This window comes from Cellulomonas massiliensis JC225, assembly GCF_000312005.1.
In the GTDB taxonomy this organism is placed as follows: Bacteria; Actinomycetota; Actinomycetes; order Actinomycetales; family Cellulomonadaceae; genus Cellulomonas; species Cellulomonas massiliensis.
Window position 1 is genome coordinate 1,220,607 of record NZ_HE978588.1, and the last position, 9,990, is coordinate 1,230,596.

The window sequence follows — 9,990 nt, forward strand, 5'->3', positions numbered from 1 at the left end:
CGCACGGTGCCGCGGCACCACGCCGCCGGCCCGCCGGCCGCGTCGAGCGGTCCGGCGAGCGCGCGGGGCCGGCGGGTGCTCATGCCACCTCCGACGCGCGGCCGGCCATCTCGAGGTACAGCAGGATCTGGCCGACGGTCATCCCGGTGACGTCCTCGGCGGTCCAGCCGAACTCGTCGGCGAGGACGAAGCACGCCTTGGCGAGCGGCGCCTGGACCAGCTCGCCGAGTCGGTCGCGCGGGGTGTCGATGCCGGAGAGCTCGTTCACGGCGTCGACGAGGAAGCGGGCGAGGCCCGCGGGCAGGCGGCCCGCCTGGTCCGGCGTGAGCGCCGGCTCGACGAGCGCGCGGGAGATCATCAGGGCGGCGGCCAGCTCCCGGTCGTCCTTCGCCGCGTGGGCGACGAGCTGGACGTCGCGGACCGTCAGCGGGCGCAGCCGTACCGACCCGGGCGCGGGGAGGCCCCCCGCGTCCGGGTCGGTCGTCCCGGCGGCGCCCACCAGCGCGGCGGGCACGTCGACGTCGTGCGTCAGCGCGCTGCCGGCCAGCAGGTCCTCCGCGGTGAGGGGCGTGAGCGCCACGGTCGGCACCTCAGCCCTGCTGCTCGGCGAACACGACGTTGCCGGCGTTGTCCGCGCCGACGTCGAGCACGCCGATGGTCAGCGCCCGGAAGCACAGGTTCTCGATGACGAACTCGTCCTCGGGGACCGTGAGCTTCCAGTTCTCGAACTTCACGCCGCCGAGCGTCAGCGACAGCGCCTCGGCCGGCCGGGCCGGGTCCGCGAACATCATCGTGATCTCGAACGTCGGCTGGACGTACGGCTCGGCGACCGCCGTGAACGAGGCACCACGCCCCAGCAGCAGGAACAGCAGGGCCCCGTTGACGTACGCCCGCTGGGCGCTGCCGTGGATGGCGATGTCCCCGGGGCTGAGCGACACCGGGTGGCGGCGCCCGACCTCGTAGAACTCCTTGAGCGCCGTGTCGACGCTGATCCGGACGTCCGTCAGGCGGCCGACCGTCTGCAGTGCGTACCCGTCGAGCACGGCCTTGGCGTCGGCGCCCTCGGGCGTGTCCGCCGTCGCGAGCGACAGGGCCGCGGTCGAGCCGGTGTAGACCTCTGTGAGAGCCATGGGTGCGGTCCTTTACTCGAGGAACATCGTGACTTTGATGAAGTCGATGGAGAATGTCGGCCGGATGACGAGGTCGACCCGGGCAATGCCGCGGATCTCGTCGTCGCGGCTCGCGTAGACCGTCAGGTCGTAGCTGACGAGCATCTCGTCGAGGACCATCCCGTTGAGGAAGCTGTTGATGGTCGCCCGCAGGGCCCCGCGCACCCGCTCGTTGTTGAGCAGGCCGATGTACGGCGTGGCCGCGCTGCGGACCCCGTACTTCGCGTAGTCGACGATCCGGCGCGTGGTGATCTGGGTCCACGCCGTGTTCGTCGACGTCGTGACGCCCTTGACCAGCCGGAAGCCCTGCCGGTTCTCGATCGCGAGCACCCGCGAGAGCACGAGCTGCTTGAGCTCGGCGTTCGTCAGGTCGTGCTCGAGGCCGTCGACCGCGAGCCCCTTGTTCGTCAGGCTGACGTGCGGCGGGTACGAGGCGAGCAGCCCCGCGACCGCGGCGGCCGCGTACGAGCCGGGCAGGACGACCGTCGCGGGCGGCTGCTGCGAGCGGTCCGCGGCCTTGATGCCGGGGCCGACGAGGATGAGCCGGTCGCTGTTGAGCGAGTGCCCGCCGGCCGCCTGGACGAACTGCGCGCGGTCGTCCTCGAGCGCGGTGCCGGTGACGGCGATGCGCTCGCGCTTGACCTCGTCGCCCGACGCGAGCGCGGCGTGCGCCGCGAGGTCGTCGCCGAACGACAGGTCCTGGCCCGCCGCGACGACGATGTGCGCGTCGACCTCGAGCAGCGCGTCCAGGCCGCCCTGGTAGTCCGCGCCCGCGGCCCCGTTGGCGCCCCCGGCGAGCGGCGTGGCGCCGACCGGCGACAGCACCTCGGACGCGTTCGCGCCGGCCGTGGCCCGGACGAGGGCCGAGCCGGCGGCGAGGTCGGCGACGAGGTCGTCGCCGGAGACCACGCTGAACGACTCCTCGGCGGAGACCCCGAGCTTGACGGTGACCTTGACGGCGGAGGACTTGTCCACCGTGTAGGTCGCCAGGACGGTGTCGCCCGCCGCCGGCGCCGTGCCGAAGGTGAGCGCGCCGCTCGCGGTGTCGAGGCCGACCTGGGTCGGGCCGACGTCCGTGGGCGCGGCCGGGTCGTAGACGATGCCCGGCACCCGGTCCGCGCCGCCGGCGCCGGGGCGCACGACCACGCGGTTGACCGCGCTGCGCAGCACCGTGGTGTGCGCCAGCGTCAGCGTGCCCGCGTCGACCTCCTCGTCGCGGACGACGGCGTTCGCGTCGGCCGTCGAGACCGACACCGTCAGCTCGTTGCCCCACGTGCCGGGCGTGAGGGCCTCGACCGTCACGTTCGGCCCGCCGGCGGAGGCGAGGTCGGCCGACGCCTTGGCGGCGTTGGTGTCCGCCACCCGCACGGCCCACACCGTGGTCGCGCCGAACTTGTACGCCTGCTCCAGCGCGCGGGTGAGCGTGAGCTCGCCCGACGCACCGTCGACCCACCGGTCGTACGCGCCGAAGCGCGCGAGCGCGTCCGAGTAGCTGCCGAGCAGCTGGGGGGTGCCGACGGGCCCCTTGCCCGCGGTGCCCACGACACCCACGTTCCCCACGGTGATGGCACCGGGGACGATGAGCGCCTCCGGTCGCACCTCGATGAGGACGCCGGGCAGGACCTGTTCAGTCATCTTTCGTCTCCTCCGACCGGTCGGGCGGTTGCTGCAGTGGTGTGTCCGGTGCTGTGGCCGCGGGCCGTGCTCACGGCGGGTTCACCCGCAGGTAGACGACGGCGCTCTGGTCGAGGCCCGGCGTCGGTCCGGGTGGCGGGGTGTAGGTCACCGTGAACCGGTCGGCCGCGGTGGCGAGGACCAGCGGCTCGTCGAGCCGGCGGTCGTGCGCGTCGTAGGCGTCGGTGACGCCGTCGGTGTCCCAGTCGCCGAGCGACAGCGCCGGCGTCGCGGGGCCGAGGGCGGCCAGCGCGGCCGCCGGGTCGAGCGCGACGTCCGCGTCCGTCTCGGCCGGGTCGCTGCCGCCGACGGCGTCGAGGAACGAGGTGAGGTCGGGGTGGTGCACGGGGGCGGCGCCCGTGCCGGACGTCCGCGCGAACGTGACGGTCCCGCCGAGCGCGGGGCCGGCGACGAACGCCAGCGCCGCGACGCGCGCCACCTGCAGCGGCCCGCGGACGACGAGCGGGTTGGCCTGCTCGTCGTCCCACCGGACCAGGTCGTCGCTGATCGTCGCGCGCTCGCGCCCGGGCCCGTCCGGCTGCTCCGGGTCCACGGTCACCGGGATGCGGGCGATGAGGCTCGACGCGTCGTCGCTGTCGACGTAGCGGTACTCGTAGAGCACGTCGTAGCTCGTCGTCTTGCGCCACCCGCCCGCCGAGGGCACGGGCTCCGAGAGCGTCGTCTCCGCCGCCGCCATCCGCAGGAACCCGGCGGCCCGCAGCGTCTCCGTGTCGTCGAGGAGCGTCGTGTGGAGCGTCTGCACCGCCCCGTCGACGTCCGACGACGTGAGCCCCCACAGCTGGAACCGCACCCGCGCGTCGAGCCGCCCGCCGCGCAGCGTGCGCGTGCCGAGCGTGCCCGTCGGCTCGTCGCCCGCGTGGTTGCCCAGCCCGACGACGCGCTCGCGGACGCGCTCGAGCGAGACGTTCGGGTCGGGCATGCCGGCGCTGGCCGCGGGCAGCCGCTGGCCCAGGACCGTGAGGAGGTCGGTGACGACGTCGGTCAGCGTCGGTGCGGCCACGGCGAGCCCTCCGATCCGGATGCCCAGCGCGCGCGGCGCGGCCGGGGCGGCGTCCAGGAGCGCGGTCGGGGCGGGTGCGGCAGCCCGGCGCGGCTCGAGGGCCGGCGCCGCGACGGGTGCGCCGGTGCGGGGGAGGACGACCCGGGGCGGTGCCGCCGCCAGCGCGTCGAGCTCGGTCGCGAGCCGGCGCTCGATGAAGCGGGCCACGTCACCGACGCGGTCCCACGCGAGGCGCTCGCCGGTCTCCGCGTCGGTGACGTAGCCGTGCCAGCGGTCGTGCCCGCGCCGGCCGAACCGCCGGTGCTCGGGCGGCTCGAGCAGCGCCCGGACGACGAACGAGCGCGCGACGAGGTCGGCCTCGTCGATCGTCGGCTCGCCCATGTCACGTCGTCCCCCTGCTGCCCCGGCGCCTGCTGCACCGCGTCCTGGAAGGCTGCGGGGGCCGCGTCTCTGCCCCGTCTCGCAGGCGTCTCGCGAACGTCTCCACCGGCGGCCGGCCCCGTGGGGCGACCCGGCGCGGCGGTGTGACCTGCGACGACGCGGCTGGTGCGGCCCGCGCTTTCACCCGTCCGGCGCCGGCGCGCGGTCTAGCGGGTGGTCGCCTCGACCTCGAGGTGGCGCCGCATCGCCTCGACGCTCTGCCGCAGCGCGGTGAGCTCGGCGCCGAGCGCGCGCAGCGTCCGGGAGGCCTCGGGGGAGTCCCCGGCAGGCAGCGCGTCGGTGGCGGGGGCGACCGGCTGCCACGCGTCGCCCGTCGGGTCGACGGCGAGCGCACGCTCCTCGACGAGGCCGGCCGCGTCGTCCGCGATCGCGGCGCCGAGCGCCTCGGTCTGCGCGGACGGCCGGACGCCGAGCTCGTGCTGCAGGACCCAGCGGCACTGGTGCAGCTGCCGCAGGGCGCGCGTGCGGTCGCCGGAGCGGTAGTGCAGCCGCATGAGCCGGCGGTGGGTGCGCTCGTGCGCCGGCTCGACGTCGAGCAGCCGCTGCGCCCATCCGATGGCCGCGGCGAGGTCGCCCCGGTGCTCGTGCGCGCGGCTGAGGGTGTCGAGCAGCGTGAGGCAGCGGTCCTCCAGCCGGGCGCGCGGTGCGAGGCACCACTCCTCGTAGCACCCCTCGAGCAGCGGTCCCCGGTAGAGGTCGGCCGCCCTCGTGAGGCGCGCGAGGGTCGCCTCGTCCGGCTCGACGCCCGTCTGGGCGACCCGCGCGGCGCCGACGAGCACGTCGACGTCGACCCACAGCCGCCGGCGGGGGTTCACCCGCAGCGCCTCGCCCTCCGTCAGCACCAGCCGCGGGGAGTCGGGGCCCTCCGCGTCGGTCGCGTGGTGGATCTGCCACAGCGCCTGGCGCATCGCCTTCTTCGAGGCGTCGGCGCCGGTGTCGGGCCACAGCTCGTCGGCCGCGTGCTCGCGCAGGACCGTGCGCTGCGGGGACAGCAGGACGAGTGCCAGGAGGTCCTGCGCGCGGCGCAGCAGCGGCGCAGGGCCATCCGGGGCGTCCGCGATCGTGAACGCCCCGAGCATCGAGATCCGCAGCTCGCGCAAGGCCGCACCCCCCGAGCCTCCCCCAGGCTCCCTGGCCGTCCAGCGGCGGCTCGTCCTCGATGGCGAGCCTCGGGCGTCCCGGGCGTACGGCTCGTGCCGATATGTCCAGGATGCCCCGCCTCCGTACCCGAGGAAAGAGCCGGGCGGAGGGAAGGTGATACCCGGCCGGGAACACCACGCACCGGCTCGGGCGTTGAGCACGGGTCGACCCGAGGAGGAGCCGTGCCCGACGCCGCCGCCCTGACCACGCCGTCCGCCCCCGCCGCCACCCTCTCGCCGCTGCCCCCGCTGCCGTCGCTGCCCGACCAGGCCGACCGCCTCGTGGCGCTCGGCGTGCACGAGCTCGCGGGGCTCGCGCCCGCGGAGCTGCGGGACGCCGCGCGCGCCCTCGCCGGCGTCGCCGAGCGCACGCACCCCGGCCGGCGTCCGGGCGGCACGCTCCTCGTCGTCGACCACCGGCTCGCCCCGGCGTCCGCGCTGGCACCGCTGCTGCGCCGCGGCGAGCGCCCGGGGTTCGTCGTCGAGGACATGACGGACGTCGACGCGTTCGTCCCGGCCGACGGCGTCACCGTGCCGGACGGACCGCTCCTCGCGCTCGTCGACGTGGAGCGCGGCGACGAGCTGGCGAACGCGTCGCCCGCCGAGGCGCAGGCGACGCTCGACGCGCGCGGCCGCACGCCGATGCTGCTCACCGAGGGCGTCCACTGGGCGCTGCAGGCTCCCGCGGTCCTCGAGCGCAACCGCTGCTACATGACGATCGGCTCGCGCGTGCGCCGCCCCGACGGCCGGTACGACGCCCGCACCCCCGCGGTCTGGATCTCGAACGGCACGGGGCGGGACGGCCGCGACGCCCCCAAGGTCGGCTGGTGCTGGTGGAACAACCGGCACACCTGGCTCGGCTTCGGGTCCGCGGCCGCGCGGGTCGCCGCGCCGCTCTGAGGGGCATATCCCCGTGACCAGCACGGACGCCGGCTGCCAGGCTCTCGCCCCATGACTCGCGAGCACCTCTCGAAGACCCTGGTCTCGTGGGCGTCGATCCTGGAGGAGAAGACGCTCGCGCAGGCCCGGGCCACCGCGTCCCTGCCGTTCGTGTACCCGCACGTCGCGCTCATGCCCGACGCGCACCTCGGCAAGGGGGCGACCGTCGGCTCGGTCATCCCCACGCTGGGCACGATCATCCCCGCCGCGGTCGGCGTCGACATCGGCTGCGGCATGATCGCCGTCCGCACGCAGTGGACGGCCGACGAGGTCCGCGCCGCCGGCGAGCTGTCGCGCCTGCGGCGCGCGATCGAGGCGGCGGTCCCGCTCTCGGCGGGCGTCTCGAACCGCCGGCTCACGCCGAGCGCCGCGGCGCGCGTCGCCGAGCTCGAGGACGCCGCCGTGCAGGCCCGGTTCGAGCCGGACCAGTACACGGGCAGCTGGCGGCTGCAGCTCGGCACGCTCGGCTCGGGCAACCACTTCATCGAGGTGACGGCCGACGAGGCGGGCACCGTGTGGCTGTTCCTGCACTCGGGCTCCCGGGGGATCGGGAACAAGATCGCCCAGCACCACATCGCCGTCGCGGCCCGGCTCGCGCGCCAGTACTGGATCCCGCTGCCCGACCCGGACCTGGCGTACCTCGCCGAGGGGACGGACGAGTTCTGGGCCTACGTGCGCGAGCTGCGCTGGGCGCAGGAGTTCGCCCGGCTCAACCGCGAGGAGATGATGGACCGCGTCGTCGCCGTCATGGCGGAGCACATGGGCGCGGACGTCGTGGAGGCGGAGCGCGTCAACTGCCACCACAACTTCACCGAGCGCGAGCACCACCACGGCAAGGACGTGTGGGTGTCCCGCAAGGGCGCGATCCGGGCCCGCGCGGGCGAGCCGGGCCTCATCCCGGGCTCGATGGGCACGGCGTCGTACGTGGTCGTCGGCAAGGGCGACCCCGTGTCGCTGTGCTCGAGCCCGCACGGCGCGGGCCGCAGCCACTCGCGGTCCGCCGCCCGCCGGCTGTTCACCCGCGAGCAGCTGCGGGAGGCGATGGCGGGGATCGAGTACCGGGACACCGACGCGTTCCTCGACGAGATCCCCGCCGCGTACAAGGACATCGACCAGGTGATGGCCGACGCCGCCGACCTCGTCGAGGTCCGGCACGTCCTGCACCAGCTCGTCAACGTCAAGGGCGACTGAGAGGCGCCCACGGCCGGGCACGCCACCGCGTGCCCGGCCGTCGTCGTATCGGGCGCGGCACGGCCGATCAGGGACGTCGATCCGGGCTAGGTTGCTGCCCATGGCTCGCACCCCCGACCCCCGTACCGCCCCTCCGATCCGCTGGGGCATCCTCGGCGCCGGCGGCATCGCCGGGACCTTCGCGGACGCCGTCGCCGAGCACACGCGGGCGCAGCTCGTCGCGGTCGGCTCGCGCCACCGCGACCGGGCGGAGCGGTTCGCCACGGCGCACCACATCCCGACGACGCACGTCGGCTACCGCCAGCTCGTCGAGGACCCGCAGGTCGACGCCGTCTACGTCGCGACGCCGCACTCCGAGCACAAGGAGCACGCCCTCCTGGCGATCGCCGCGGGCAAGCACGTGCTCGTCGAGAAGGCGTTCACGCGCAACGCAGCCGAGGCGCAGGAGGTGTTCGACGCCGCCCGCAGCGCGGGCGTGTTCGTCATGGAGGCGATGTGGACGCGGTTCCTGCCGCATGTCGCCGCGCTGCACCAGGTCGTCGACGCGGGCGAGATCGGCGACGTGCTGAGCCTCATCGCGGACCACGGGCAGCTGCTGCCGCACGACCCGCGCAACCGCCTGTACGCCCCCGAGCTCGCCGGCGGCGCCCTGCTCGACCTCGGCGTCTACCCCGTCTCGTTCGCGCACGACTTCCTCGGCGTGCCGGACTCCGTGACCGCGGTCGGGCAGCTCACCGAGACGGGCGTCGACGGCCAGGTCTCGATCGTCCTCGGGTACGGCGAGCGGACGCAGGCGTCGCTGACGACGACGATGTGGGCGCGGACGCCCACGGTAGCCGCGATCTCCGGGACCGAGGGGTTCATCTCCGTCGCGGGCAGCTTCTACGCGCCGACGTCGTTCCGCCTGCAGCGCCACGACGGCCGGGTGTGGACGTTCGAGAACCCGGGCCGCAAGGGCCTGCAGTACGAGGCCGCCGAGGTGGCGCGCCGGGTCGCCGAGGGCGTGACGGAGAGCCCGCTCATGACGTGGGACGACACGATCCAGGTCATGCGCACGCTCGACGAGGTCCGCCGCCAGGTCGGCGTGGCGTACCCGGGCGAGTGAGCGGGGCGCGCTCGTCGTCGGACCGGCACCGGCACGCGGAGCTGCTGGGTCGGCAGCACACGGACGTGTCGGCCGCGACGGGTAGCGTGCCGCGCGTGCACCCGGGCCTGTTCGTCTCCTTCGAGGGCGGCGACGGCGCCGGCAAGACGACGCAGTCGCAGCTGCTCGGCACGTGGCTGGAGGGCCAGGGGTACGAGGTCGTCCGGACGCGGGAGCCCGGCGGCACCGAGCTCGGGCGCACGCTGCGCTCCGCCGTGCTGCACGGCGACCACGTCGACGCCCGCACCGAGGCGCTGCTGTACGCCACCGACCGCGCGCACCACGTCGCGAGCGTCGTGCGGCCGGCCCTGGCGCGGGGCGCGATCGTCGTGACGGACCGCTACCTCGACTCGTCGGTGGCGTACCAGGGCACCGGGCGCGAGCTCGGCGCGGACGAGATCGAGCGCCTCAACCTGTGGGCGGTGGACGGGCTGCTGCCGTCCGTGACGGTCCTGCTGGACCTGGACCCGGCGGCGATGGCCGCCCGGCTCACGGGCGAGCCGGACCGGCTCGAGCGGGCCGGGGACGAGTTCCACCGGCGCACGCGCGCCGCCTTCCTGGAGCGGGCCGCCGCCGACCCCGGGCGCTGGCTCGTCCTGGACGCCGCGCGGCCCGTCGAGGAGCTCGCCGCCGCCGTGCGCGCCCGGGTGGCGCTGCTGCTCGGTGCCGCGCCGGAGGGGAGCGCGCCGTGAGCGTCTGGGACGACCTCGTCGGGCAGGAGCCCGCCGTCGAGGAGCTGCGCCGCGCGATCGACGAGCCCGCGCGCATGACGCACGCCTGGCTGCTCACCGGCCCGCCCGGATCGGGCCGCTCGAACGCCGCCCGCGCGTTCGCCGCGGCGCTGCAGTGCGCCCAGGGCGGCTGCGGCCGCTGCCACGACTGCCTCACCGTGCTGGGCGGCACGCACCCCGACGTGACGGTCGTCGCGACGGAGGGCGTGTTCATCCGCGCGGACACCGCCCGCCCGCTCGTCGAGCTCGCGCAGCGCTCGCCCTCGCAGGGCCGCTGGCGCGTCATCGTCGTGGAGGACGCGGACCGCCTCAACGACACCAGCGGCAACGCGCTGCTCAAGGCCATCGAGGAGCCCGCCGCCCGCACGGTCTGGATGCTCTGCGCGCCGAGCCCGGAGGACGTGCTGGTCACCCTGCGCTCGCGCAGCCGCGCCGTCGCGCTGCGGGTCCCGCCCGTCGACGCGGTCGCGCAGCTGCTCGTCTCCCGCGACGGCGTCGACCCCCGCCTCGCCGAGGTCGCGGCGCGCGCGGCGCAGAGCCA

At 75.5% G+C, this 9,990-nt stretch carries 10 protein-coding genes; 5 read left to right on the plus strand and 5 right to left on the minus strand.

The genetic code is table 11. The features are described from left to right. Positions 1–79 precede the first annotated feature (79 nt). From HGCM_RS05760 to HGCM_RS05780, 5 genes are all read right to left on the minus strand, one after another. Positions 80–580 carry a hypothetical protein gene (locus tag HGCM_RS05760; RefSeq protein WP_147572699.1) on the minus strand — a complete coding sequence of 167 codons (501 nt, stop codon included), beginning with the start codon at positions 578–580 and terminating at the stop codon, positions 80–82. 10 nt (positions 581–590) lie between these two features. Then, on the minus strand, positions 591–1,130 hold the full coding sequence (locus HGCM_RS05765) for a hypothetical protein (RefSeq protein WP_019135916.1): 540 nt from the start codon (positions 1,128–1,130) through the stop codon (positions 591–593). Positions 1,131–1,142: 12 nt separating this feature from the next. Beyond that, a complete protein-coding gene (locus HGCM_RS05770; RefSeq protein ID WP_019135917.1) occupies positions 1,143–2,804 on the minus strand; it encodes a phage tail sheath C-terminal domain-containing protein in 1,662 nt (553 codons plus the stop codon). Between the two features lie 70 nt (positions 2,805–2,874). Next, positions 2,875–4,245 (minus strand): hypothetical protein, encoded by a 1,371-nt coding sequence (locus tag HGCM_RS17115; RefSeq protein ID WP_019135918.1) that lies wholly within the window; start codon positions 4,243–4,245, stop codon positions 2,875–2,877. Positions 4,246–4,451: 206 nt separating this feature from the next. Next, complete coding sequence (locus HGCM_RS05780) at positions 4,452–5,405, minus strand: AfsR/SARP family transcriptional regulator (protein WP_019135919.1); 954 nt, start codon at positions 5,403–5,405, stop codon at positions 4,452–4,454. Between the two features lie 222 nt (positions 5,406–5,627). Here HGCM_RS05780 and HGCM_RS05785 point away from each other — a divergent pair, with 222 nt between their 5' ends. The 5 genes from HGCM_RS05785 to HGCM_RS17120 form a co-directional block, all read left to right on the plus strand. Next, positions 5,628–6,344, plus strand: a complete 717-nt coding sequence (locus HGCM_RS05785) for a DUF5701 family protein (RefSeq protein WP_019135920.1) — start codon at positions 5,628–5,630, stop codon at positions 6,342–6,344. Between the two features lie 51 nt (positions 6,345–6,395). After that, complete coding sequence (locus HGCM_RS05790; protein ID WP_019135921.1) at positions 6,396–7,574, plus strand: RtcB family protein; 1,179 nt, start codon at positions 6,396–6,398, stop codon at positions 7,572–7,574. 100 nt (positions 7,575–7,674) lie between these two features. Beyond that, the gene (locus tag HGCM_RS05795) at positions 7,675–8,679 is read left to right on the plus strand and encodes a Gfo/Idh/MocA family protein (protein WP_019135922.1); all 1,005 of its coding nucleotides are present in this window, start codon (positions 7,675–7,677) and stop codon (positions 8,677–8,679) included. A 95-nt stretch (positions 8,680–8,774) separates the two neighbouring features. After that, positions 8,775–9,410 carry a dTMP kinase gene (tmk, locus tag HGCM_RS05800; protein WP_246119431.1) on the plus strand — a complete coding sequence of 212 codons (636 nt, stop codon included), beginning with the start codon at positions 8,775–8,777 and terminating at the stop codon, positions 9,408–9,410. Further along, the coding region (locus tag HGCM_RS17120) for a DNA polymerase III subunit delta' (protein ID WP_019135924.1) at positions 9,407–9,990 on the plus strand (584 nt) is incomplete at its 3' end. The genes tmk and HGCM_RS17120, both read left to right, overlap by 4 nt.